The 22,528-nt window shown below is 71.6% G+C and carries 22 protein-coding genes; 2 read left to right on the top strand and 20 right to left on the bottom strand.

The features are described from left to right. Positions 1–636: 636 nt before the first annotated feature. The 14 genes from tyrS to infC form a co-directional block, all read right to left on the bottom strand. Positions 637–1,947 carry a tyrosine--tRNA ligase gene (tyrS, locus tag F8O02_RS05840; protein WP_225734140.1) on the bottom strand — a complete coding sequence of 437 codons (1,311 nt, stop codon included), beginning with the start codon at positions 1,945–1,947 and terminating at the stop codon, positions 637–639. Positions 1,948–2,132: 185 nt separating this feature from the next. Beyond that, positions 2,133–3,596, bottom strand: a complete 1,464-nt coding sequence (gene argH / locus F8O02_RS05845; protein WP_158036321.1) for an argininosuccinate lyase — start codon at positions 3,594–3,596, stop codon at positions 2,133–2,135. Then, positions 3,596–4,906 carry an argininosuccinate synthase gene (locus F8O02_RS05850; protein WP_158036322.1) on the bottom strand — a complete coding sequence of 437 codons (1,311 nt, stop codon included), beginning with the start codon at positions 4,904–4,906 and terminating at the stop codon, positions 3,596–3,598. The genes argH and F8O02_RS05850 overlap by 1 nt, the downstream gene beginning before the upstream one ends. An 86-nt stretch (positions 4,907–4,992) precedes the next feature. Next, complete coding sequence (gene argF, locus F8O02_RS05855) at positions 4,993–5,916, bottom strand: ornithine carbamoyltransferase (protein ID WP_158036323.1); 924 nt, start codon at positions 5,914–5,916, stop codon at positions 4,993–4,995. Beyond that, positions 5,913–7,133 (bottom strand): acetylornithine transaminase, encoded by a 1,221-nt coding sequence (locus F8O02_RS05860; RefSeq protein ID WP_158036324.1) that lies wholly within the window; start codon positions 7,131–7,133, stop codon positions 5,913–5,915. Before F8O02_RS05860 ends, argF begins: the two co-directional genes overlap by 4 nt. 38 nt (positions 7,134–7,171) lie before the next feature. Further along, complete coding sequence (gene argB, locus F8O02_RS05865) at positions 7,172–8,140, bottom strand: acetylglutamate kinase (RefSeq protein WP_158036325.1); 969 nt, start codon at positions 8,138–8,140, stop codon at positions 7,172–7,174. A gap of 4 nt (positions 8,141–8,144) precedes the next feature. Continuing rightward, positions 8,145–9,299, bottom strand: coding sequence for a bifunctional glutamate N-acetyltransferase/amino-acid acetyltransferase ArgJ (argJ, locus tag F8O02_RS05870; RefSeq protein WP_158036326.1), 1,155 nt, complete (start codon positions 9,297–9,299; stop codon positions 8,145–8,147). Beyond that, positions 9,296–10,360, bottom strand: a complete 1,065-nt coding sequence (argC, locus tag F8O02_RS05875) for an N-acetyl-gamma-glutamyl-phosphate reductase (RefSeq protein ID WP_158036327.1) — start codon at positions 10,358–10,360, stop codon at positions 9,296–9,298. Before argC ends, argJ begins: the two co-directional genes overlap by 4 nt. Positions 10,361–10,400: 40 nt before the next feature. After that, positions 10,401–12,923: a phenylalanine--tRNA ligase subunit beta gene (pheT, locus tag F8O02_RS05880; protein WP_158036328.1), complete on the bottom strand. Its 2,523-nt coding sequence runs from the start codon at positions 12,921–12,923 to the stop codon at positions 10,401–10,403. After that, positions 12,923–13,981 carry a phenylalanine--tRNA ligase subunit alpha gene (pheS, locus tag F8O02_RS05885; protein ID WP_158036329.1) on the bottom strand — a complete coding sequence of 353 codons (1,059 nt, stop codon included), beginning with the start codon at positions 13,979–13,981 and terminating at the stop codon, positions 12,923–12,925. The genes pheT and pheS overlap by 1 nt, the downstream gene beginning before the upstream one ends. A gap of 82 nt (positions 13,982–14,063) precedes the next feature. After that, positions 14,064–14,906, bottom strand: coding sequence for a TrmH family RNA methyltransferase (locus F8O02_RS05890; RefSeq protein ID WP_158036478.1), 843 nt, complete (start codon positions 14,904–14,906; stop codon positions 14,064–14,066). A gap of 48 nt (positions 14,907–14,954) precedes the next feature. After that, positions 14,955–15,335: a 50S ribosomal protein L20 gene (rplT, locus tag F8O02_RS05895; RefSeq protein ID WP_158036330.1), complete on the bottom strand. Its 381-nt coding sequence runs from the start codon at positions 15,333–15,335 to the stop codon at positions 14,955–14,957. A gap of 29 nt (positions 15,336–15,364) precedes the next feature. Continuing rightward, the gene (rpmI, locus tag F8O02_RS05900; protein WP_158036331.1) at positions 15,365–15,559 is read right to left on the bottom strand and encodes a 50S ribosomal protein L35; all 195 of its coding nucleotides are present in this window, start codon (positions 15,557–15,559) and stop codon (positions 15,365–15,367) included. 51 nt (positions 15,560–15,610) lie between these two features. Then, positions 15,611–16,198: a translation initiation factor IF-3 gene (gene infC / locus F8O02_RS05905; RefSeq protein ID WP_158036332.1), complete on the bottom strand. Its 588-nt coding sequence runs from the start codon at positions 16,196–16,198 to the stop codon at positions 15,611–15,613. A gap of 411 nt (positions 16,199–16,609) precedes the next feature. Between infC and F8O02_RS05910 the strand changes: the two genes are divergently transcribed. Next, positions 16,610–16,924, top strand: a complete 315-nt coding sequence (locus F8O02_RS05910; RefSeq protein ID WP_225734186.1) for a DUF1844 domain-containing protein — start codon at positions 16,610–16,612, stop codon at positions 16,922–16,924. 28 nt (positions 16,925–16,952) lie between these two features. Here F8O02_RS05910 and F8O02_RS05915 read toward each other — a convergent pair whose 3' ends face one another. The 6 genes from F8O02_RS05915 to F8O02_RS05940 all read right to left on the bottom strand — a co-directional run bounded on the left by F8O02_RS05915 (position 16,953) and on the right by F8O02_RS05940 (position 21,505). Then, positions 16,953–17,732: an SseB family protein gene (locus tag F8O02_RS05915; RefSeq protein ID WP_158036333.1), complete on the bottom strand. Its 780-nt coding sequence runs from the start codon at positions 17,730–17,732 to the stop codon at positions 16,953–16,955. 29 nt (positions 17,733–17,761) lie between these two features. Continuing rightward, positions 17,762–18,514: a bifunctional 1-(5-phosphoribosyl)-5-((5-phosphoribosylamino)methylideneamino)imidazole-4-carboxamide isomerase/phosphoribosylanthranilate isomerase PriA gene (gene priA / locus F8O02_RS05920; RefSeq protein ID WP_158036334.1), complete on the bottom strand. Its 753-nt coding sequence runs from the start codon at positions 18,512–18,514 to the stop codon at positions 17,762–17,764. After that, the gene (gene hisH / locus F8O02_RS05925) at positions 18,507–19,202 is read right to left on the bottom strand and encodes an imidazole glycerol phosphate synthase subunit HisH (protein ID WP_158036335.1); all 696 of its coding nucleotides are present in this window, start codon (positions 19,200–19,202) and stop codon (positions 18,507–18,509) included. Before hisH ends, priA begins: the two co-directional genes overlap by 8 nt. After that, positions 19,199–19,807 carry an imidazoleglycerol-phosphate dehydratase HisB gene (gene hisB, locus F8O02_RS05930; protein ID WP_158036336.1) on the bottom strand — a complete coding sequence of 203 codons (609 nt, stop codon included), beginning with the start codon at positions 19,805–19,807 and terminating at the stop codon, positions 19,199–19,201. The genes hisH and hisB overlap by 4 nt, the downstream gene beginning before the upstream one ends. A gap of 64 nt (positions 19,808–19,871) precedes the next feature. Continuing rightward, on the bottom strand, positions 19,872–20,978 hold the full coding sequence (locus tag F8O02_RS05935; RefSeq protein ID WP_158036337.1) for a histidinol-phosphate transaminase: 1,107 nt from the start codon (positions 20,976–20,978) through the stop codon (positions 19,872–19,874). A gap of 128 nt (positions 20,979–21,106) precedes the next feature. Continuing rightward, positions 21,107–21,505: a LysM peptidoglycan-binding domain-containing protein gene (locus F8O02_RS05940; protein ID WP_158036338.1), complete on the bottom strand. Its 399-nt coding sequence runs from the start codon at positions 21,503–21,505 to the stop codon at positions 21,107–21,109. Between the two features lie 325 nt (positions 21,506–21,830). Between F8O02_RS05940 and lexA the strand changes: the two genes are divergently transcribed. Continuing rightward, entirely contained in the window at positions 21,831–22,508 is a 678-nt protein-coding gene (lexA, locus tag F8O02_RS05945) for a transcriptional repressor LexA (protein ID WP_158036339.1), read from the top strand. Positions 22,509–22,528 lie beyond the last annotated feature (20 nt).

A 22,528-nucleotide genomic window follows, 5' to 3' on the forward strand; every position in this document is an offset into this window, starting at 1 on the left:
GTCCTGAGCCAGGATCAAACTCTCCGAAGAAAATCTGATCGGCTCCAACACACCACGACCCGAAAGCCATGGCATGCAAAACCAAAAGAAATCACTCAAACCAACCAAGCAAAAACCCAGCCAGCCGAGGACAAAATTGGCATCGACATGTGCACACTGTTGAGTTCTCAAGGATCGGACACACCAACCATCACCACCCAAACCAACCAGGCGGCTACCTGCCAGCGCAACTTCTCCAGCCTACCACATCCGATTCTGTGTCGCAAACCCGGAAACCGGATGTGCAACCGTTCGGAAGCAGCCGACTCAGCTTACCAGATCCATACTCCGTGTCAAGCTCACCTCGACCGGCGGATCCGATCCGCATCCCCGCTCCGCTCTGACCTGGTGGCCAGTGCCTCGCGGCGACAAGAGATAAACATACTCATCACCGCCGGCCTTGCGAACCCGATCCCGATCCCGGGCGTGTCGCACGCCTTGTGCATCAGGCCCGCCCAGCCCATCGACCACGGGCCGCGCCCATCAGCTACCCCACCGCAGACGCCGGGCACGAGGCACCCCGCACACCGCTCGCAAGACGACGAAGGCCCGCCCCCATGCCATCGCACGGAGAACGGGCCTCGCAGCCGGGCGCGGTCAGTCGCCCACGCGCACCCCAGCCAGCGTGCGCCGACCGCGGCGCAGCAGGACGCGTCCGCCGGGCAGCACCATGTCGGCGTCGAGCGTCGCCTCGGGATCGGTCACCCGGACGTTGTCTACGTACACGCCCCCCTGACCGATCGCCCGCCGCGCCTCGCTGACGCTGCGGACCACGCCGGTGTCGGCGAGCACCCGCGCGATCGGATCGCCCAGCGCGGCCCCGGTGCCGGGCAGCTCATCGAGCGCCTGGCCGAGCGTCGCCGGGTCGAGCGCCCGCAGGTCCCCGTCGCCGAACAGGGCCTCCGAGGCGCGCACCACGTTCCGCGCCGCGGTCTCGCCGTGCACGAGCGCCGTCACCTCGAGCGCCAGCCGCCGTTGGGCGGCACGCCGGTACGGCTCCTCGGCCACCTGCCGGGCGAGCTCCTCGATCTCGGCGCGAGTGAGGAACGTGAAGACCTTGAGTCGCTCGACCACGTCGGCGTCCTCGGTGTTCAGCCAGAACTGGTAGAACGCGTACGGCGAGGTGAGCTCCGGGTCGATCCAGATCGCGTTGCCCTCGCTCTTGCCGAACTTCGTGCCGTCGGAGTTGGTGATCAGCGGCGAGCCGATCGCGTGCACGCCGACCTGCTCGACCCGGCGGATGAGGTCCACCCCGCCGACGAGGTTGCCCCACTGGTCCTGCCCGCCCGTCTGCAGCGTCACCCCCTCGCGGCGGTAGAGCTGCAGGAAGTCGTTGGCCTGCAGGATCTGATAGCTGAACTCGGTGTAGCTGATGCCTGCCTCGGAGCGCAGCCGCTTCGCCACGGCCTCCTTGGCGAGCATCTGCCCGACCCGGAAGTGCTTGCCCAGATCGCGCAGGAAGTCGATCGCGCTCAGCGGCGCCGTCCAGTCCAGGTTGTCGACGACGTGCAGGGCGTTCTCGCCCTCGTCGCCGAGATACCCTGACACCTGGTCCCGGATGCGCACCACCCACTCCGCGACCTGGTCGCGCGAGTTGAGCGTGCGCTCGGCGGTCGGCCTGGGGTCGCCGATGAGCCCGGTGGCCCCACCGACCAGCGCATACGGGATGTTCCCCGCCAGCTGCAGCCGGCGCAGCAGCAGCAGCTGCACCAAGTGCCCCAGATGCAGGCTGCCGGCCGTCGGGTCGAACCCGCAGTAGTACCGCACCGGCCCCTCCGCCAGTGCCTGCCGCAGCGCGTCGAGATCCGTGCTCACCGAGATGAGCCCCCGCCACTGCAGCTCATCGACGATCGAGTCGAACGAGTCGTCGATCCGCTGGGGTGCCAGCTCGATCGGGTTCTCCGTCACCGTTCCAGTCCTCCTGGTCTGCGCCCCGGGCGCCTCTCGGCCCCGCGGCATGTTCCTGTCCGGCTCCCGGCCGGAGCGTCGATCGTCCGGTCCGGGCATCCAGTCCGGCCGTGCGTCAAGGATGCTCGGGCCCGGTGCGTCCGGCCACCCGAGCGTGCGACGCCGAGACGACGCCGCGCCCGCTGTCAGTCGCGGTCCGAGCCGTCCGCCGCCGCATCCGCCGTGGCAGCCACGCCGATGCGCGCGAGCAGCCCGGCGAGCACCTGCGGCGCATGCCGGATCTGCTCCCGCACGTTCACCAGCGCGGTGCCGCCCCGGCCCGTGCGCGCGTCGACCGACCCGCGCACGGTGAGCACGTCGCGCACGCCCGGGGTCAGCCGGGGATCGATGCTCGCGTACTGGGCGTCGGTCGGCTCGTCGAGCGCCATCCCGTGCTGCTCACAGAAGCTCACGAGCCGGCCGGAGATCTGATGGGCATCCCGGAACGGCACGCCCCGCTTGACCAGCCACTCGGCCACGTCGGTCGCCAGGGAGAACCCCTTCGGCGCCTGCTCGGCCATCCGCTCGGTGTTGAACCGGGCCGTCGCGATCATCCCCGCGAACGCCGGCAGCAGCACCTCGAGCTGGCCGACCTGGTCGAAGACCGGCTCCTTGTCCTCCTGCAGATCACGGTTGTACGCGAGCGGCTGAGCCTTCAGCGTCGCCAGCAGACCGGTCAGATCGCCGATCAGCCGCCCGCTCTTGCCCCGGGCGAGCTCGGCGATGTCCGGGTTCTTCTTCTGCGGCATGATCGACGACCCCGTCGAGTAGCCGTCATCCAGCGTGACGAAGCCGAACTCCGCCGTGTTCCAGATGATGATCTCCTCGGCCAGCCGCGACAGGTCGATGCCGATCATCGCGAGGATGAACGAGAACTCGGCGATCACATCCCGGCTCGCCGTGCCGTCGATCGAATTCTCCACCGACGACGCGAAGCCGAGATCCTCGGCGACCGCCTGGGGGTCGAGCCCGAGCGTGTTGCCCGCGAGGGCCCCCGACCCGTATGGAGACACGTCGACGCGATCGCGCCAGTCGGCCAGCCGGTCCAGGTCGCGCAGCAGCGGCCACACGTGGGCCAGCAGATGGTGCCCCAGCAGCACCGGCTGGGCACTCTGCATGTGCGTGCGCCCGGGGAGCGGGTCCGCCGCATGCCGATCGGCCTGCTCCACGAGCGCGTCTACGACATGGGCGACGAGCCCGGCGATCGTGCGTGCATGATCCCGCGCGTACATGCGCACGAGCGTGGCGATCTGGTCGTTGCGCGACCGCCCCGCCCGCAGCTTGCCACCGAGCTCGGGACCCGCGATCTCGATCAGCCCGCGCTCGAGCGCGGAATGCACGTCCTCGTCCTCGGGACGTGCCGTGAACGCGCCGGAGGCGACCCGACGGCCGAGCTCGTCGAGCGCAGCGAGCATGTCGTGCAGCTCCGCCTCGGTGAGATACCCGGCCCGGGCGAGCGCACGCGCGTGCGCATGCGACCCCGCCAGGTCATATGGGGCCAGCACCCAGTCGAACTGCGTCGACCGACTCAGCTCAGCCAGAGCCGGGGATGGCCCGCCCGCGAACCGACCGCCCCACAGCGACCCCGCCTTCCCGGCGCGCTCCGACATCAGCGCTCCGTCTCGCGGGCGACCGGCTCGGCGACCGGGGTCGCCGCGGCCTCGCCCTGCGGCAGCTCGGACGCCGCGGAGGCCTCCACCGACACCGCGCCCTGCCCGAGCGCCAGCGGGTTGTCCCGCCGGGCGGCGATCTTCGACGGCAGCGACCAGATGTTGATGAATCCCTTGGCCGCCTTGTGCTCGAACGTGCCGCCCTCATCGTACGTGACCAGGTTGTAGTCGTACAGGCTCTGCGCGCTGCGCCGCCCGGTGACCGTCGCCCGACCGCCCTGCAGGTGCAGGCGGATGTCGCCGGAGACCATCTGCTGGGTCTCGTCGATGAACGCGTCGAGCGCCCGCTTGAGCCCCGAGTACCACAGGCCGTCGTAGACGAGCTGCGACCAACGGTTCTCCACGTCGCGCTTGTAGCGGTTCACGTCACGCTCGAGGGTGAGGTTCTCCAGCTCCTCGTGGGCGGTGATCAGCGCGACCGCACCCGGCGCCTCGTAGACCTCGCGGCTCTTGATGCCGACCAGGCGATCCTCGACCAGGTCGAGCCGACCGATGCCCTCGTTGCCGGCGAGCACGTTCATGCGCTCCACCGCCTGCAGCGGGGTGACCGCCTCGCCATCGATGGCCACCGGGATGCCGTGCTTGAACGTGATCACCACGTCCACGCCCTCAGGGCTCGCCTCCACCGGGTTCTTCGTGTACGTGTAGAGATCCTCGATCGGCGCGTTCCACGGATCCTCAAGGAACCCGGTCTCCACCGCCTTGCCCCACACGTTCTGGTCGATCGAGTACGGGCTCTTCTTCGACTGCCGGATCGGCAGGTCATGTGCCGCGGCGTACTCGATCGACCGGTCACGGGTCAGCTCCAGATCGCGGATCGGCGCGATGCACTGCAGATCCGGTCCCAGCGCGGCCACGGCCGCCTCGAAGCGCACCTGGTCGTTGCCCTGGCCGGTGCAGCCGTGCGCGACCGAGTCGGCGCCGAGCTCGTGCGCCGTCTTCACCAGGTACTTCGAGATGAGCGGACGCGACAGCGCCGACACCAGCGGATAGCTGCGCTGGTAGGCGGCGTTCGCCTTCAACGCGGGCATCAGATAGTCGCTGGCGAACTCGTCCTTCACATCCGCGACGATCGCCTCGACGGCGCCGCAGGCGAGCGCCCGCTGCCGGACCTCCTCGAGATCCTCACCGCCCTGGCCGACGTCCACCGCCAGCGCCACGACGTCCTTGCCCGTGCGCTCCTTGATCCAGCCGATGGCCACCGAGGTGTCGAGTCCGCCCGAGTAGGCGAGGACGATGCGATCAGTCATGTGCTTGTGCTCCTTCAGACAGGTGCCGCGCTCGCGGCATGGTCATTGTATCGACCCGGACGCCGCCCGGGCGGGCGGCGTGGCCGTCACTCGTGGCTCAGCAGCCAAGCCAGCAGGGCCTTCTGCGCGTGCAGGCGGTTCTCCGCCTCGTCCCACACCACGCTGCGCGGGCCGTCGATGACCGAGGCGCTCACCTCGTACCCCCGGTAGGCGGGCAGACAGTGCATGAACACCGCCTCGTCGTCGGCGAGCCCGAACAGCGCGTCGTCGACCTGGTAGTCCGTGAACAGGCGCAGCCGCTCGGCCTTCTCCGCCTCCTGCCCCATCGACACCCAGGTGTCGGTGAGCACGACGTCGGCCCCGGAGACCGCCTCACGGGGATCGGTGCCCACGTGCACGGAGCCGCCGGTCGCCGCGGCGATCCGCTCGGCGTCGGCGACGACCGCGGGATCGGGCTGGTGTGTGGCGGGGCCCGCGACGCGCACGTGCATGCCCGCCGTGGCCCCGCCGAGCAGGTACGAGTGCGCCATGTTGTTCGCCGCGTCACCGACATAGGCCAGGGTGAGGCCCGCGAGCGTCCCCTTGTGCTCGCGGATCGTGAGCAGGTCGGCGAGGATCTGGCACGGATGGAACTCGTCGGACAGCGCGTTGATCACCGGCACGCGGCTGTTGGCGGCCATCTCCTCCAACCCAGACTGCGCGTACGTGCGCCACACGATCGCGGCGACCATGCGCTCGAGCACCCGCGCGGTGTCGGCGATCGACTCCTTGCCGCCCAACTGGCTCGACTGCGACTCGACCACCAGCGGGCTGCCGCCGAGATCGGCGATTCCCGTCGCGAACGAAACGCGCGTGCGGGTGGAGGTCTTGTCGAAGAACACCGCGACCGTGCGCGGCCCGGCGAGCGGACGCACCAGATACGGGTCGCGCTTCATCCGTGCGGCGAGGTCGAGCACCTCCGCCTGCTCGGCAGGGGTGAGATCGTCATCCCTGAGGAAGTGCCTGGTCATGCATCCTGCCTCTCCGTGTCGTCACTCTGCCGGTCCAGCGAGCGGCAGGCGGCCGTCCACCGCTCGCCGAACTCCGCGACCTCTGGCTCGCCGATCACCAGCGGCGGGGCCAGCCGGATCGTCTGCTCGTCCGGGGCGTTGATGATGAGCCCGGCGGCGAGCGCCGCGGTCACCAGCCGCGGGGCCACGGAACGCTCGAGTCGGACGCCGAGCAGCAGGCCCTGCCCGCGCACATCGGCGGCGAGCGGCAGCCCGGCGAGCAGTTCACGCAGCTCGGCGGAGCGGCGGGCGACGTTGTCGAGCAGGTGCTCCGACTCGATCGCGCCGATGACCGCGCGCCCCGCGCTCGTCGCCAGCGGGTTGCCGCCGAACGTCGAGCCGTGGTCGCCGGCGTGCAGGATGCCGCTGGCGCGTCCGGTGGTCACCGTCGCCCCGATCGGCACGCCGCCGCCGAGCCCCTTGGCGAGCGTGAACACGTCGGGCATCACCCCGGCCCGCTGGAACGCGAACCAGGTGCCCGTGCGCCCCATGCCGGTCTGCACCTCGTCGACGATCATCAGCGCGTCATGCTCGCGGGTGAGCCGGCGCGCCGCCTCGAGGAACCCCTCCGGCAGCGGCAGCACGCCCGCCTCCCCCTGGATCGGCTCCAGGAACACGGCGGCGACCTCGTCATCCATCGCGGCCTCGAGCGCCGCCACCGTCGCGGGGATGAACTCGACGTCAGCGGCCAGCGGCTCGAACCGCTCGCGCAGCCGCTCCTTCCAGGTCACCGACAGCGCGCCCATCGTCCGCCCGTGGAAGGCGTGGTCGAGCGCGAGGATGCGCGACCCGCCCCCGTCGTGCTCGTGCGCCCGGGCGATCTTGAACGCGCCCTCATTGGCCTCGGTGCCGCTGTTGCAGAAGAACACGCGGCCGCCCTCGGGGTCTCCCGCGATGCGGAGGAGGTCCTCGGCCAGCCCGATCTGCGCGGGCGAGGTGAACAGGTTCGACACGTGGATGACGCGCGCGGCCTGTTCGGCGATCGCCCGCACGAGCGCCGGGTGGGCGTGGCCCAGCGCCGACACGGCGATGCCGGCCAGGAAGTCCAGATAGCGGCGGCCGTCGACGTCGTACACCCACGCACCCTGCCCATGGTCGAGCTCGGCGGCGGGGGTGCCGAACACCGGCAGCAGGTGCTCGGCGTATTCAGCGGTCCAGGGGATGTGTTCTTCGGTCATGTCTCCAGTCTCGGATCTCTCGTCTCGGAAGTCGTGCGTCAGCGCGCGGCGTCGCCCGATGGGGACGACGCCTCGGATCGTCGCCCCGCGGCGGCCGATCGGCGCGAGGGGGTCACCAGAGTGCCGATGCCCTGCCTGGTGAAGATCTCCAGCAGCACCGAGTGCGGCAGCCGCCCGTCGACCACGTGTGCCTGCGGCACCCCGCCGCGCACCGCCTCCAGACAGCTCGCCATCTTCGGGATCATGCCGCTCTCGAGCCCCGGCAGCATCGCCTCGAGCTCGTCGGCATCCACCTCGCTGACGAGGCTCGTCGGATCCGGCCAGTCACGATACAGCCCGCCGACGTTCGTCAGCAGCACGAGCTTCGCCGCGCCGAGCGCCACGGCCAGCGCGCTCGCCGCGGCGTCGGCGTTGATGTTCAGCGACGTCTGCCCGCGCGGCCCCTCCGGGGCGATGGACGACACGACGGGGACGCGTCCGGCGTCCAGCTGGCCGCGCACGATGGTCGGGTCGACGTCGACGACCTCGCCGACCAGGCCCAGATCGACCTCGTGGCCGTCCTCCTCCGCGGTGATCCGCCGCCCGGTGAACAGCCCGGCGTCCTCGCCCGAGATCGCCACCGCGATCGGGCCATGCCGGTTGATGCGCCCGACCAGGTCGCGGGAGATCTGCCCGGTGAGGACCATCCGCACGATCTCCATCGCCTCCGGCGAGGTGTAGCGGTACCCGGCGCGGAACTCGGAGAAGATGCCGAGCCGTTCCAGCATCTTGGTGATCTGCGGGCCGCCGCCGTGGACGACGACCGGGCGGATGCCGACCAGGCTGAGATAGACCACGTCCTGGGCGAACGCGTCGAGCAGCTGCGGGTCGACCATCGCGTTGCCGCCGAACTTGATCACGAACGTCTCGCCGTGGAACTTCTGCAGCCAGGGCAATGACTCGATGAGGGTCGCCGCCTTCAGCTCGGCCAGCTGCGTGTCGGGCGCGCCCGTCGTCTCCTCCGCCATCCGCCTAGCTCTCGTACTCGCTGTTGATGTCGACGTATTCGTGGGTGAGATCCGTCGTGCGCACCATGCCCGTGTGATCCCCGGTGCGCAGGTCGACGAGCACATGCGTGGCCCGAGGCGCGAGGTCGACGGTCGCCGGGTCCGCGTCCGGCGCGCCCGCGTGACAGATGCGGGTGCCGTTGATCGTCACGTCGATGTCGAACGGGTCGAATGCAGCGCGTGTGGTGCCCACCGCGGCGAGCACGCGCCCCCAGTTCGGGTCGCCGCCCGCGATCGCACACTTGAACAGGTTGCTGCGGCCGATCGCGCGGGCGACCTCGATCGCGTCCGGCTCGCTCGCCGCGCCGACGACCTCGATGTCGATCGTGTGCGAGGCGCCCTCGGCGTCGTCCTGGATCGCCGCGGCGAGCCGGTCGGCCACTGCGGTCAGCGCCATGCGGAACTCCTCGGGGTCGGGGGTCACCCCGCTCGCCCCCGAGGAGAGCAGCACCACGGTGTCGTTCGTGGACATGCACCCGTCGACGTCGAGCCGGTTGACCGTGCGGTCGGCCGCCGCGACCAGATGGCGGTGCAACGCCTCGGCGTTGACGACCGCGTCGGTGGTGATCACGACGAGCATCGTGGCCATCCCCGGCGCGATCATGCCGGCGCCCTTGGCCATCCCGCCGACCGTCCAACCGGCCGGCGAGCGCTCCTCGGCCTGCTTCACCCGGGTGTCGGTGGTCATGATCGCCTCGGCCGCCCGCGGCCCGCCTCCGACGTCGAGCTCCGCGGCCGCGGCCGCGACCCCGGGCAGCACCCGGTCGAGCGGCAGCTGATGGCCGATGATGCCGGTCGAGCACACGGCGACGTCGTCGACCCGGCAGCCGATCGCGTCCGCGACCGCCTGCGCCGTGGCCCGCGCCGCCTGATACCCCTGCTCGCCGGTGTAACAGTTCGCGCACCCCGAGTTGAGCACGACCGCGTCGGCGCGTCCGTCGGCGACCGCCGCACGACTCCAGCGCACGGGGTTCGCCTCGCAGCGGTTCGTCGTGAACACCGCCGCGGCCTCGTGTCGCGGCCCCCGGTTGACGACGAGCGCGAGATCCCGGTGCCCATTCGCCTTGATGCCCGCAGCGACCCCGGCCGCCTCGAAGCCTGCTGCTGCGGTGACGCTCACGGTGCGACCCCCTCGATCGGCAGCCCCGCGCCCTCGTCGAGCCCCAAGGCGATGTTGGCGGACTGGATGGCCGCCCCCGCCGTGCCCTTGACCAGGTTGTCGAGGGCGCTCACCGCGACGAGGCGGCGGGCGTCGTGATCGACCGCCAGGCCGATGGACGCGAGATTCGAGCCCAGCACCTCGGCGGTGGCCGGGAACCGCCCCGGCTCGCACACCTGGATGAAGCGCTCCCCCCCGTATGCCGCAGCGTAGGCCTCGCGCAGGTCGTCCTCCGTCGCGCCGACGGCGAGACGGGCCGTCGAGGTGGCGAGGATGCCGCGCGACATCGGCACGAGCACGGGGGTGAACGAGATGCGGATGTCTGCGGTCGAGGTCTCCCCCCGCCCACTGGCCGCCCAACGCAGATCCTGCACGATCTCGGGGATGTGACGGTGGGTGCCACCGACCTTGTAAGCGTTCGCGGAACCCATGATCTCGCTGGCGAGCATCCCCGGCCTGAGCGCGCGACCGGCGCCGGACGTGCCCACCGAGAGCACGCTGACGAGGTCGTCGGTCTCGACGAGCCCGGCGGCGACCGCCGGGGCGAGCGCGATGCTCACCGCGCTGACGTTGCAGCCGGGCGCCGCGATACGCGTCGCCTCGCGCAGCCACTCGCGCTGTTTCGACTCCTGCCGGGGCAGCTCGGGCAGTCCGTAGGCCCACGCCCCGTGCCAGTCCCCGCCGTAGAAGCGATGCCAGTCGTTCTCGTTGATCAGCCGGTGGTCGGCGCCGGCGTCGACGACGACCACGTCATCGGGCAGCATATCGGTCAGCGGGCCGCTGTGTCCGTGCGGCAGGGCGACGAACACGAGGTCATGCCCGGCGAGCGTCTCCGCGCTCGTCTCCTGCAGCACCAAATCGCCCAGCGTGTGCAGATTCGGATGCAGCTCGCCGAGACGGCGCCCCACGCTGGAGTGCGCGGTGACGGTGCGCACCTCGAACTCGGGGTGCGTGGACAGCAGACGCAGCAGCTCGCCGCCGGCGTAGCCCGAGGCGCCGGCGACCGCAACGGATGATGACATGTCACCCGATCTTACTCGGGGTGATCAGGCGACGCGCCGCTCAGGCCCGCAGCGTGGCCCCGTGCCGCTGCTCGGCCAGCCGCACCGCGCCGTCCCGGGCCCTCGTGGCCTCCGCCGCGGTGAGCGTGCGGTCCGCGGCGCGGAACCGCAGTGCGAAGGTCAGCGACTTCTCGTCGGCACCGACCCCCTCCCCGCGGTAGTCGTCGACCAGCCGGATGTGCTCCAGCAGCGGCCCGGCCCCCTCGGCGACGGTATCGCGCACCACATCCGCGGGCAGGCCCCGCGGCACGAGCAGCGAGAGATCCTGTGTCGCCGCCGTCTGGGTGAGCACCGGGCGGGCGTGCACCTGCGCGGGCGCCACCCGCTCCAGCTCGGTCAGGTCGAGCTCCACGACCGCGACTCGACCGGCGAGCGCCAACTCCTCGGCGAGATCGGGGTGCAGCTCGCCGGCGGTGCCGACGACCACCTCGCCCTCGTCCATCGGGACGACCACGCGGGCGCCGCGACCCGGGTGCAACCCCGGCAGCTCGGCCTGGACCAGCCGCGGCTGCACCCCGAGGGCGAGCCCGACCTGGGCGACGAACGCGGCCGCCTCCCGCCAGTCCACCGGCTGGGCGGCGAGGCCCGGCTGCCGGGGCACCACCTCGCCGGTGATCACCGCGGCGACGTGCCGGGGCTGATCGGGCAGGCTCTCCTGCAGCGCGCGCAGCGTCTCCGGGTCAGGGCGGACGGCGCCGACCGGCAGCCGATCAATGCCCAGCGGGCGCTCGGGCGCGGGCCGGAAGACGATCTCCTGCTCGAACAGCGCGAGATCCGTCATCCCGCGGCTCACGTTGCGATGCGCCACCTCGAGCAGTCCGGGCAGCACGGTGCGGCGCAGCTGGGCGCGCTTCGCGTCCAGCGGGTTCGCGAGAGTCACCACCGGGCGCCCGGCCGGCTCGAACATCGCGTTCTCCGCCGCCGAGCGGAACGGATAGCTGAACGCCTCGGTGTACCCGGCCCCGACGAGCGTGCGACCCAGCCGCCGCCGAGCCTGCTGGGCCCGCGTGTAGCCATGCCCCGGGGGAGCCACCGGCAGCCGCACCGGGATGCGATCGTAGCCGGTGATCCGCGCCACCTCCTCGACGAGGTCCACCGGCTCGGTCAGGTCGGGCCGCCACGGCGGCGCGGTGACCGCGAGCGTGTCGCCGTCGTCGACGACGCCGGAGCCGATCTGACGCAACGCCGAGACGATCTCGTCACGGGTCAGGTCGATGCCGGTCAGCGCACCCGGCAGGGTCACCGGCAGCGTGATCGTCACCGGCTGCCGCGGGGCGCTCCAGGACGAGCCGAGCTCGCCCGCCCGACCGCCGGTCAGCTCGACGACGAGGTCGACCGCACGCTGCGCTGCGGCCGCCGCGATCGTGGGGTCCACCCCGCGCTCGTAGCGCTTCGACGCCTCACTCGGCAGCTTGTGCCGGCGGGCGGTGCGGGCGATGGAGACGGGTTCGAAGGCGGCCGACTCGATGAGCACCCGCGTGGTGTGCTCGCTCACCTCGGTCGCCTCGCCGCCCATCACGCCGGCCAGGCCGATCGCACGCTCCCCGTCGGCGATGACGAGATCCTCCGGGTCGAGCTCCCGCTCCCGCCCGTCGAGCGTGGTCAGCCGCTCCCCCGGCCGGGCCCGGCGCACGACGAGTCCGTCGCGCACGGTGTCGAGGTCGTAGGCGTGCAGGGGCTGACCGGTCTCGAGCATCACGTAGTTGGTGACGTCGACGACCGGCGAGATCGACCGCATGCCGGCCAGCTGCAGCCGGGCGGCCATCCACGGCGGGGTGGGCGCGGTCGCGTCCACGCCCTCGACGACGCGGGTGACGAACGAGCGCACGCCCTGCCGGCCGCGGATCGGGGCCTCGTCGCGGATGGCGACAGGGAACCCGCTGCCCGTGCCCGGCTCGCCGACGCGGGCGATCGGGTCAACGAAGCGCGCCCCGGTCGCGTGGGCGTACTCGCGGGCGACTCCGCGCACGGAGAACGCGTAGCCGCGATCCGGGGTCACGTTGATCTCGACGGCCGCGTCGTCCAGACCGAGCAGCGGGATCGCCGGGGTGCCGACCTCGGGGTCGAGGCCGAGCCGTTGCAGCACGAGGATGCCGGAGTGGTCCTCGCCGATGCCGAGCTCGCGTGCGCTGGCCATCATCCCGTCGGAGAGATGCCCGTACGTCTTCCGGGCAGAGATGCGGAAGTCGCCGGGGAGCACGCTGCCGGGCAGCGTGACGACGACCTTGTCGCCCACGGCGAAGTTGTGCGCGCCGCAGACGATGCCGCGCACGTCGGCGCCGCCGTCGGCGGCCGGCTCGCCCTCGGGCGCGACGCGGACGCTGCACCAGTTGATCGTCTTGCCGTTCGTCTGCGGCTCGGGCTCGGCGGAGAGCACCTGCCCGACGACGACGGGGCCGGAGACCGCGAAGCGGTGCGCCGCCTCCTCTTCCAGACCCACCTTGACCAGCGCGGCCAGCACCGCCTCCGGCGTCGTGTCCTGCAGCTCGACGTACTCGCCGAGCCAGCTGAGTGGAACCCGCATCAGATGATCACCCCGAACTGCTCGCTGAAGCGCACATCGCCCTCGACCATGTCGCGCATGTCATTGACGTCATTGCGGAACTGGAGCGTGCGCTCCACCCCCATGCCGAACGCGAAGCCGGTGTACTCGTCCGGGTCGATGCCGGCCGAGCGCAGCACATTCGGATGCACCATGCCGCAGCCGCCCCACTCCACCCAGCGGGCGCCGCCCTTGGCGCCCGGATACCACACGTCGAGCTCGGCGCTCGGCTCGGTGAACGGGAAGTAGCTCGGCCGCAGCCGGATGCGCGCCTCGTCGCCGAACATGATGCGCGCCATGTGCTCCAGCGTGCCGCGCAGATCGGCCATGGTCAGCCCGTGGTCAACCGCGAGCCCCTCGAACTGATGGAACACCGGCGTGTGCGTCGAGTCGAGCTCATCGGTGCGATACACCTGCCCCGGCGCGAGGATGTAGACGGGCAGGTCACGCGTCAGCAGCGAGCGCACCTGCACCGGCGAGGTGTGCGTGCGCAGGAGCAGGTGCCGGTCGACCGGCTCGACGAAGAAGGTGTCCTGCATCGCCCGCGCGGGATGATCGGCGTCGAAGTTCAGCGCGTCGAAGTTGAACCACTCGTTCTCGACCTCGGGACCCTCGGCGATCTCCCAGCCCATGCCGACGAAGACATCGGTGACCTGCTCGACGAGCAGGCCGAGCGGGTGTCGGGCGCCGACGCGGTGGATACTGCCCGCGGCGGTGACGTCGACGGTCTCGGCGGCCAGCCGGGCGGCCTTCTCCGCCCGGGCGAGCTCCTCCTCGCGGGCGGTGAACCGCTGCCGCACCCGGCCGCGGGCCTGGCCGACGAGTCGGCCGGCCTGAGCCTTCTCCGACTTCGGCAGCCCGGAGATCGTGCGATTGAGCCTCGACAGCATCGACTCGTCGCCGATGAGCGAGGGGCGGGCGTGCTTGAGCTCAGTGCTCGTCGCGGCCCGGTCGATCGCCGCGATCGCGGCGGACTCGGCCTCGGCGACGGACTCGGGTGTGATGGCGGGAAGATCCGGCGGTGTGTGTTCTGCTGACATAATTCCGTTCCATGACTCGCGGCGGCCGGCCGCATCGGTGGGCACGCACGAGAAGTCCGCCTGCGGGCGGACGCGTTCCATTCTACCGGCCCGTGCCGGGGGCGGCTGCGGCGCGCCGGGCAAGGGCCCGCCGCTGTCGGAAGGCCGTCTGGTAGAGCAGCACGCTCGCGGCGGTGGCGAGGTTCAGTGACTCGGCCCGGCCGTAGATCGGCAGCCGCACCACATGGTCGGCGAGGGCGAGGTCGTCGTCCTCGAGGCCGTGCGCCTCGTTGCCGAACACCCAGCACACCGGGCCGGCGAGCATCCCCGCCGCATCCGCGGGATCGAGCTCGGCGCCCGAGACGTCCGCGGCGAGCACCGTCATGCCCGCCCGGCGGGCGAGGGCGGTCGACTCGGCCAGATCCGCACCCACGGCGAACGGCACGTGGAACAGCGATCCGGTCGTGGCGCGCACGACCTTGGGATTGAAGGGGTCGACACTGCCCCGGGTGAGGACGACCCCGTCGGCGCCGGCCGCATCCGCGACCCGCAGCACCGCCCCCGCGTTGCCGGGGTCGGCGACGCGGGCGAGCAGGGCGACGAGCACGGGGGCGCCCTCGAACATCCGCTCCACGGCGGCGGGATGCTGCCGGGCCACCGCCACGATGCCCTGCGGATGCCGGGCGTCGGCGATCGCCCGCAGCACCGCGTCGCCGACCGACTCGACGCGGGCGCCGGCCGTGGCGATGCCCTCGGCGAGACGTCGGATGCGCGGCGTCGGACTCGGCCCCACGAACGCCTCGACGAGCAGATCGGGGCGGCAGCCCAGCGCCTCCTCGACCGCCTGGGGCCCCTCAAGCAGAAAACGCCCGGTCTTCGACCGGGCGTCTCTGCGCGCGAGAGCGGCTGCGGCTCGCACCCGCTCGTTGTGCACGCTGGTGAGCATCATTCGTCCCTCATGGACGCACCCACCGGCTGGCGGCTCATCGCCACGTCACGCCTTCGGGGCGTTGACGTCGGCGGGCAGCGCCTGCTTCGCCGTCTCGACGAGCGCGGCGAAGGCCGGCGCATCGTTCACGGCCAGCTCGGCGAGGATCCGCCGGTCGACCTCGACGCCGGCGAGGCCGAGCCCCTGCACCAGACGGTTGTAGGTGATGCCGTTCTGCCGGGCCGCGGCGTTGATCCGCTGGATCCACAGGCGACGGAACTGCCCTTTGCGCGCCTTGCGGTCGCGGAAGGCGTAGGTGTACGAGTGGGTGACCTGCTCCTTCGCCTTGCGGTACAGGCGCGAGCGCTGACCGCGGTACCCCTCGGCCTTCTCCAGGATCTCCCGGCGCTTCTTCTTCGCGTTGACGGAACGCTTGACTCTGGCCATCTCTGTGCTCTCTCCTCAGACCTTTGTGCTTACTTGCCCAGCAGGCGACGGACCTGCTTCACGTCACCGGCGGCGACCGGGACGTCGGCGCTCAGCCGGCGGGTGCGGCGCGACGCCTTGTGCTCGAGGAGGTGACGCTTGTTCGCCTGCTCCCGGTACAGCCTGCCGCTGCCGGTGGTGCGGAAGCGCTTCTTCGCACCGGAGTGGGTCTTCTGCTTTGGCATCTTCTTCTTCTCTCTCGTGTCGCCGACCCGGAGGGCCGGAGCGGGTGCCGGTCAGTCGGCCTGCTCGGCGTCGGCCTCGGCGCGCTCCGCCTCGCGGCGTGCGCGCTCGGCCTCGGCGCGGATCTCGGCCTTGGTGCGCGTCGGGGCGAGCACCATGGTCATGTTTCGCCCGTCCTGACGGGGCTTGAACTCGATCGTCGCGTACTCCTTGAGCTCGTCGGCGAGCTTCATCAGCAGCCGGTAGCCGAACTCCGGCCGCGACTGCTCGCGGCCGCGGAACATGATCATGACCTTGACCTTGTCGCCCGCCTTCAGGAAGCGGATGACGTGACCTTTCTTGGTCTCGTAGTCATGACTGTCGATCTTCAGCCGGAAGCGGATCTCCTTCAGCTGCGCGTTCGTCTGGTTGCGGCGCGCCTCACGGGCCTTCTGCGCGGCCTCGTACTTGAATTTGCCGTAGTCCATGAGCTTGGCCACGGGGGGCTTCGAACGCGGCGCGACCTCGACGAGGTCGAGGCCCGCCTCCCGGGCCAGACGAAGGGCCCGGTTCACGGAGACGACACCGATCTGCTCGCCCTTCGGCCCGACCAGACGGACCTCGGGGACTCGGATTCGGTCATTGATGCGCGGCTCGCTAATCGGCTGCTCCTCACTCGCGACGGTCGATGAACGTCAGAGGAGCGCGGCGGCTCGCGGCTCGAAGGCCGACCCGGTGGTCTCACAGAACTCGACTACCATAGGTGGGAGTGCGTGACTCCTCTTCAGCTCAGCTGAGCGCCCTGGAGACGCACAGCACTCATGACAATACCAGATCGGCGCACGGGATGCGACCAGCAGACCGGCCCGACGCGAAGGAGCGAGATGAGCGACACCACCGGCCACGACCACGACGCGACGGGCACCGCATCCGCACCCGGCACCCCGGAGAACGCGGCCACGCCGACCGCGACGGCCCCGGAGGCGACGGACGCCGAGTCGCTGCGCCCCGACACGCGCCCGCGAGTCGCGGACCGACCGCTCGACGACGAGGAGCGCGAGGCGCTCGACCAGATGACCCGGGACATCGGCGACGTGCCCGCAGTGGAGATCATCTCGACGGCGGCGGTGCACCTGATGAGCGCCGCCGCGGTGAAGATCGGCCTGGCTCAGGATCCGGAGCACGAGCGCGACCTGGACGAGGCGCGCAAGCTCATCGAGGCGCTCGCAGGCCTCGTCGTCGCGGGTGCGCCCGCGGTCGGCAACCTGCACGCACGCTCCCTGCGCGACGGTCTGCGGACGCTGCAGCTCGCCTTCCGCGAAGCCTCGATCTTCCCCGACGCGCCGGGCAAGGGCCCGGGCGAGAAGTACACCGGCCCGGTGAACTGAGCGCCGCTCCGGCAGCGGCCCGGCCCGCTCAGCGCGGCGAGCGCACGAAGCGCACGCCGATGGAGTCGACCTCGGCCATGATCGTCTCGTCGGCGCGCCACTGCTCGCCCAGCCAGTCGGCCATCTCCTGCAGATCGGCGGCCTCGAGCCCGTCGATGACCTCGAGCTGCACGAGGATCTCGGGGCCGGCCAGACGAGAGTGCGGGTCACCCGGGACGAGCACGAGCGACTTGATGCTCGGCAGCTCCGCGGCGGGGCGCAGGAACGCGTCGAGCACCCGGGGATCCTCGATCGCCGGCCGCCAGGTCTCCCCCGTCGCCAGCGCCTCGAGCGCCGGCCAGCGGACGACGAACTCGCTCTCCGTCCCCGGGTCGACCACGACGCGAGGCGTGTGCTCGCCTGCGGCGGCGAGCGCTACCCGAGGGGCCTCCGCCGGAACGGGCCGAGCGTCGGGGTTCCAGGCCTGCATCGCCTGGACGGAGCTGAAGACGGGCAGCGCGCGCTGGCCGTCCGGGGTCGCCACGGTGACCGTGGCCAGCTCGGCCGCCTTGTCCGCAGTGAGCCCGCCGGAGGTGGTCTCGCCCTGTTCGAGATGTGCGACGAGCGGTATCAGCAGACGCGTGCGATGCAGCTCGGCGATGACATCGGAGATCCGGATCTCCCCGAGCCGGAAGCGCCGCACCGCCGCAAGCCAGGCCGCCGGGGCGGTACCGTCATCGGCAGCGAACCGGTTGGCCTCGAAGCGACGCCCTGCCCATGGCGTGCCCGCCGAGTCGGCCGGCAGCCCGGCTGCGCATGTCTCGCTCATGCCGTCCTCTCTCCGCCTGTGCCGGAGGCTCAGTCCCCGGCGACGTCCAGTGCCTCGGCCAGAGTGAACCGCCCGGCGTAGAGCGCCTTGCCGATGATCGCGCCCTCCAGACCGAGCGGGATGAGCTCCCGCAGCGCGGCGATGTCGTCGAGCGATGAGACCCCGCCGGAGGCCACCACTGGACGATCCGTGCGGGCGAGCACCGAGCGGAGCAGGTCGAGGTTCGGCCCCTGCAGGGTGCCATCCTTCGACACATCGGTGACCACATAGCGGGCGCAGCCGGCCTCCTCCAGCCGGGCGAGCACGTCGAACAGCTCCCCGCCCTCCTGGGTCCAGCCGCGCGCCGCGAGCCGGGTGCCACGCACATCGAGCCCGACGGCGATCGACTCGCCGTACTCGGCGATCACGTTCGCCGCCCACTCGGGGTTCTCCAGCGCGGCCGTGCCGAGGTTGATGCGCTTGACCCCGGTGGCCAGCGCCTGCTCGAGCGAGCGATCGTCACGGATGCCGCCGGAGAGCTCGATGTTCACGTCACCGGCCTGCCTGATGACCTTGCGGATCACCTGCCGGTTCTCCCCGCGCCCGAACGCGGCGTCGAGGTCGACCAGGTGGATCCACTGCGCCCCCTGCCTCACCCAGTCGAGGGCCGCGTCCGTCGGGTCGCCGTACGAGCGCTCGGTGCCGGCCTCGCCCTGCGTGAGCCGCACCGCCTTCCCCCCGGCGATGTCCACCGCCGGCAGGAGGGTGAGCGCCGGCCGCTGGGCCAGATCGTCGTCAGTCATCTTCGCCTCTCTCATCGGTCTCGGGCACCGCATCCGCCGCGGGCCCGGCGAGCGTGCCGAGCCAGTTGCGCAGCAGCCGGATGCCGGCTCGCCCGGACTTCTCCGGATGGAACTGTGTCGCACTCAGCGGCCCGTTCTCGACGGCAGCCACGAACGGCTCGCCATACTCGGCTGTGGTCACCACGGCCGGCGGGAACGGCGGCATCGTCTCGAGCGTCCAGCGGCGCGCCGCATACGAGTGCACGAAGTAGAACCGCTCGTCGGCGACCCCGGCGAACAGCCGGCTGCCTCGCCCGGAGCGGACGGTGTTCCACCCGATGTGCGGCAGGGTCGGCGCGTGCAGGCGCTCCACGGCACCGGGCCACTGGGCGAGGCCCGCGTGCTCGGCACCCCCCTCGATGCCGCGCTCGAACATGACCTGCATGCCCACGCAGATGCCGAGCACCGGCTGGCCGCCGGCGAGTCGCCGCTCGATGAGCCGGGGGGCGTCCACGGCGCGCAGCTGATCCATGACCGCGCCGAACGCGCCGACACCGGGCACGACGAGTCCGTCGGCGGCGAGCACCTGCTCGGGATCATGTGTGAGCCGCACGTCGGCGCCGGCCCGCACGAGCGCCTTGGCCGCCGAGTGAACGTTGCCGCTGCCGTAGTCGAGCACCGCCACCTGCGGCCGGGCCGAGGCGGTCACAGTGCACCCTTCGTCGAGGGCACCCCGGTCACCCGGGAGTCCAGCGCCACCGCCTGGCGCAGCGCGCGGGCGACGGCCTTGAACTGGGCCTCGGCGATGTGGTGGGGGTCGCGGCCGGCCAGCAGCCGCACGTGCATCGTCAGCCCGGCGTGCACGGCGAGCGACTCGAGCGCGTGCCCGACGAGCGAGCCGGTGAAGTGTCCGCCGATGAGATGCAGGACGAACGCCTCGCTCTCGCCGGTGTGGACGAAGTACGGTCGCCCCGAGATGTCAACGACGGCCTGGGCGAGGGCCTCGTCGAGCGGCACCGTGGCGTCGCCGAACCGGGCGATGCCCCGCTTGTCGCCGAGCGCCTCGCGCAGCGCCTCGCCGATCACGATCGCGGTGTCCTCCACGGTGTGATGCACGTCGATCTCCACGTCACCGCGGGCGTGCACGTCGAGATCGATGAGCGAGTGCCGCCCCAGTGCGTTGAGCATGTGGTCGTAGAATGGCACGCCGGTGTCGATGGTGCAGGCACCGGAGCCATCCAGATCCAGCGTGACCTCGACGGTCGACTCGGAGGTCTGCCGGCGCACGGTGGCACGGCGGTGGGTATCGGTCATCTCTCTCCTCGACCTCTGACAGGGGCCGCCGTCTGACGGGCGCGGCGGTCCGGGCGCCGGGTGATCAGTCTACCCTGTGCCGCCCGAGGGCCTGCTCCGGGGCGAGCTCGGCCATCGCCCGCAGGAACGCGGTCGTCTCCGTCTCGGTGCCGGCGGTGACTCGCATCGTGTGCGGGATGCCGTTGTCGCGGATGATGATGCCCTGGCCGAGCAGGCGATCGAAGACGGCCGTCGTGTCGCGCACACCGCCGAAGCACACGAAGTTGGACTGGCTCGGATGCGGGTCGAAGCCCAGTTCGCCGAGACGCGCCGCGATGCGGTCGCGCTGCCCGCGGATGCGGTCGACGTTGGCCAGCATCTCGTCACTGTGCCGCAGCGCGGCGAGCGCGGCCGCCTGGGTGAGCGCCGAGAGGTGATAGGGCAGCCGGACCAGGCGCAGGGCGTCGACGAAGGCGGGATCGGCGGCCAGATACCCCAACCGCACGCCGGCGAAGGCGAAGGCCTTGCTCATCGTGCGGGAGACGGCCAGTCTGGGACGGCCGTCCAACAGCTCGAGCGCACTGGCCGTCCCGGGGTCGGAGAACTCCTGGTAGGCCTCGTCGACGACGACCACGCCGCGACAGGCGTCGACGACGGCCTCGACGACCTCGAGCGGCATCCCCGTGCCGGTCGGGTTGTTCGGTCGACACAGGAAGATGAGATCTGGATCATGCTCGCGCACCGCCCGGACCGCGGCGTCCGGATCGACGGTGAAGTCGTCGGCGCGGGGCACGGGGATCCAGCCGGTCTGGGTGCCCGCCGCGAGCAGCGGGTACATGGAGTAGGTCGGCGTGAAGCTCAGCAGCGTGCGCCCCGGCCCGCCGAAGGCCTGCAGCACCTGCTGGAGCACCTCGTTCGACCCGTTCGCCGCCCACATCCGATCGGCGGTGAGCCCATGGCCGAGGTAGGCGGCGAGCGCCTCGCGCAGTTCGGTGAACTCACGGTCCGGGTAGCGGTTGAGTCCGCGGACGACGTCCGCCAGCGACCGGGCGATGTCCTCGACGGCCGCGGGCGGCAGTCCGTGCGTGTTCTCGTTGACGTTGAGCTCGACGGGCACATGCAGCTGCGGGGCCCCGTACGGCTGCTGACCGACGAGCTCGTCACGCAGGGGGAGGTCATCCAAGGTGGTCACCCGTCCAGTCTAGCCGCGCGGCTCACCCTTCCGCCCCTGGCACGCGTGGGCGGCCGGAGCGGGCGCGCACGCGACCCCCCGTCTCGCCCTGCCGAGCCGCGGCGGAGCACTCGCGCAGCCCCGCCCCCTCATCCCTGGCGCAGGCTCGCCGGGATGACGAGCCGCATGCCCGGCTGCAGCATCGCGTCGTCGAGCCGATTGGCCTCGCGGATCCGCGTCACCGCGTCGACCACGTCATGCCCCGGTGCCTGCTCTCGCGCGATGTCCCACAGCGTGTCACCCGGCTGCACCTGCACCCGGACGACCTCCAGCGGCTCGTCCGCCGAGCCCGCGCGCGCCTGGGACGCGAGCCCGACGACGGAGACGACGAGCGTCACGAGCAGGACGAGCAGCAGCAGCGCGCGGACGCGACGCCCCCGCGAGGTGAGCACGAGACGACCGCTCGCCGGCGAGCTCCCCGCACCGTCCCCGCCGGCGGGGACGGCATGGGCGAGAGATCCACGGGGGTCTCGAATCGCGATGGTCATGATGACTCCTCTCGAACGCCTGTTTCGAACATACCTTCGAACACGCGTCGCGGCAACCCGGGCGACGCACCCGCGTTCGAACACCGCGTTGCCGCCGTCGACGCCGTTCGGATACAGTTTCGAGTGACCCTCTGACACGATCGCCGGGACCGGTCGTCGCCGGCGGATCCGCGGCGGGCGCGCGTCGGCCCCGGCCTCCTCGGCGAGGTCGGGGACGTCGGACACCGGGCATGATCCGCGGTGACGGGCACGAGGGGCGACGGGCCGACGGGCGGCGGGTCGACGGGCGCGAGGCCCGCCCCGGGCGAGCGGAGGAGAGGACGACATGGACGCAGCACACGCACGGGAGGGGCGTCCGCCGCTGACCGAGAAGCAGCAGCGCATCCTCGACTTCATCACCGCCTCGATCGGCGAGCGCGGCTATCCGCCGAGCATGCGCGAGATCGGCGACGCCGTGGGCCTGTCATCACTGTCGTCGGTCACCCACCAGCTGGGCCAGCTGGAGCTCGCCGGGCGCATCCGTCGACATCCGCACCGCCCGCGGGCGCTCGAGGTGCTCGACCGAGGCGACGCCCCCGCCGCGGAGACCGACGACGCGGCGACCCGGATGCTCGAACAGGTCTCCGAGGAGACCGCGATGGTGCCGGTCGTCGGCCGCATCGCCGCCGGCGCCCCGATCCTCGCCGAGCAGCACGTCGAGGACGTCATGCCGCTGCCCCGACAGCTCGTCGGCCACGGCGAGCTGTTCCTGCTGCGCGTGCAGGGCGACTCCATGGTCGACGCGGCCATCTGCGACGGCGACTGGGTCGTCGTGCGCCGGCAGAACGACGCCGTGGGCGGTGACATCGTCGCGGCCATGCTCGACGACGAGGCCACCGTCAAGACGTTCCGCCAGCGCGACGGCCACACCTGGCTGCTGCCGCAGAACACCCGCTACGAGCCGATCCTCGGCGACCACGCCGTGGTCCTCGGGCGGGTCGTCGCGGTGCTGCGCTCCATCTGAGCCGCCCGACCGGGTGAGCC

The sequence above is a fragment of the Pseudoclavibacter caeni genome (assembly GCF_008831125.1).
Lineage (GTDB): Bacteria > Actinomycetota > Actinomycetes > Actinomycetales > Microbacteriaceae > Pseudoclavibacter_A > Pseudoclavibacter_A caeni.

Bases quoted from the DNA above. Each gene is read 5' to 3' on its own strand.
- argF (WP_158036323.1), bottom strand. From the start codon at position 5,916: ATGACCAGGCACTTCCTCAGGGATGACGATCTCACCCCTGCCGAGCAG.
- F8O02_RS05915 (WP_158036333.1), bottom strand. From the start codon at position 17,732: ATGAGCGAGACATGCGCAGCCGGGCTGCCGGCCGACTCGGCGGGCACG.
- pheT (WP_158036328.1), bottom strand. From the start codon at position 12,923: ATGCGGGTTCCACTCAGCTGGCTCGGCGAGTACGTCGAGCTGCAGGAC.
- rpmI (WP_158036331.1), bottom strand. From the start codon at position 15,559: ATGCCAAAGCAGAAGACCCACTCCGGTGCGAAGAAGCGCTTCCGCACC.
- F8O02_RS05890 (WP_158036478.1), bottom strand. From the start codon at position 14,906: ATGCTCACCAGCGTGCACAACGAGCGGGTGCGAGCCGCAGCCGCTCTC.
- F8O02_RS05910 (WP_225734186.1), top strand. From the start codon at position 16,610: ATGACCCGGGACATCGGCGACGTGCCCGCAGTGGAGATCATCTCGACG.
- argH (WP_158036321.1), bottom strand. From the start codon at position 3,596: ATGTCGGAGCGCGCCGGGAAGGCGGGGTCGCTGTGGGGCGGTCGGTTC.
- hisB (WP_158036336.1), bottom strand. From the start codon at position 19,807: ATGACCGATACCCACCGCCGTGCCACCGTGCGCCGGCAGACCTCCGAG.
- lexA (WP_158036339.1), top strand. From the start codon at position 21,831: ATGGACGCAGCACACGCACGGGAGGGGCGTCCGCCGCTGACCGAGAAG.
- F8O02_RS05850 (WP_158036322.1), bottom strand. From the start codon at position 4,906: ATGACTGATCGCATCGTCCTCGCCTACTCGGGCGGACTCGACACCTCG.
- priA (WP_158036334.1), bottom strand. From the start codon at position 18,514: ATGACTGACGACGATCTGGCCCAGCGGCCGGCGCTCACCCTCCTGCCG.
- F8O02_RS05940 (WP_158036338.1), bottom strand. From the start codon at position 21,505: ATGACCATCGCGATTCGAGACCCCCGTGGATCTCTCGCCCATGCCGTC.
- argB (WP_158036325.1), bottom strand. From the start codon at position 8,140: ATGGCGGAGGAGACGACGGGCGCGCCCGACACGCAGCTGGCCGAGCTG.
- rplT (WP_158036330.1), bottom strand. From the start codon at position 15,335: ATGGCCAGAGTCAAGCGTTCCGTCAACGCGAAGAAGAAGCGCCGGGAG.
- argC (WP_158036327.1), bottom strand. From the start codon at position 10,360: ATGTCATCATCCGTTGCGGTCGCCGGCGCCTCGGGCTACGCCGGCGGC.
- F8O02_RS05860 (WP_158036324.1), bottom strand. From the start codon at position 7,133: ATGACCGAAGAACACATCCCCTGGACCGCTGAATACGCCGAGCACCTG.
- pheS (WP_158036329.1), bottom strand. From the start codon at position 13,981: ATGTCAGCAGAACACACACCGCCGGATCTTCCCGCCATCACACCCGAG.